The sequence below is a fragment of the Rhodovulum sp. PH10 genome (genome assembly GCF_000293785.1).
Taxonomy (GTDB): Bacteria; Pseudomonadota; Alphaproteobacteria; order Rhizobiales; family Xanthobacteraceae; genus Rhodoplanes.
The window spans coordinates 1-366 of record NZ_AKZI01000223.1 but is presented as its reverse complement, the minus strand read 5'-3'; the positions used below and the strand labels follow the sequence as shown (position 1 = coordinate 366).

The following is a 366-nucleotide window of genomic DNA, read 5'->3' as shown; positions in this document are numbered from 1 at the left end:
CACGTCGCGCAGCTTGGCGACGAACTTCGGATCGTTCGAGAGCTTGAACTGCCGGCACCGATGCGGCTGCAGCCCATGCGCCTTCCAGATGCGGCGGACCGCGCTCGCGCTGATACCGCTCGTTCGCGCCATCAGGTCGGCGGTCCAGTGGGTGGTCTCCGTCGGCGGATCGGTCAAGGTGAGCGCCACCACGCGCTCGGCCACGTCGAGGCCCAGCCGGGGAATGCGCGAGGGACGTGTCTTGTCGCGAAGGAGGCCGTCAACGCCGGAATCCATGAACCGCTGCTGCCAGCGGCACACGCAGGTCTTCGATGTCTCGGTCTGCCGCATGATCTCGTGGGTGCCGAGCCGGTCGGCCGTCAGCAA

At 67.8% G+C, this 366-nt stretch carries 1 protein-coding gene; it reads right to left on the bottom strand.

The genetic code is table 11. The features are described from left to right. Positions 1-366, bottom strand: a 366-nt coding sequence (locus tag A33M_RS21685) for a helix-turn-helix domain-containing protein (RefSeq protein WP_040622597.1), incomplete at both ends; no start/stop codon positions are given.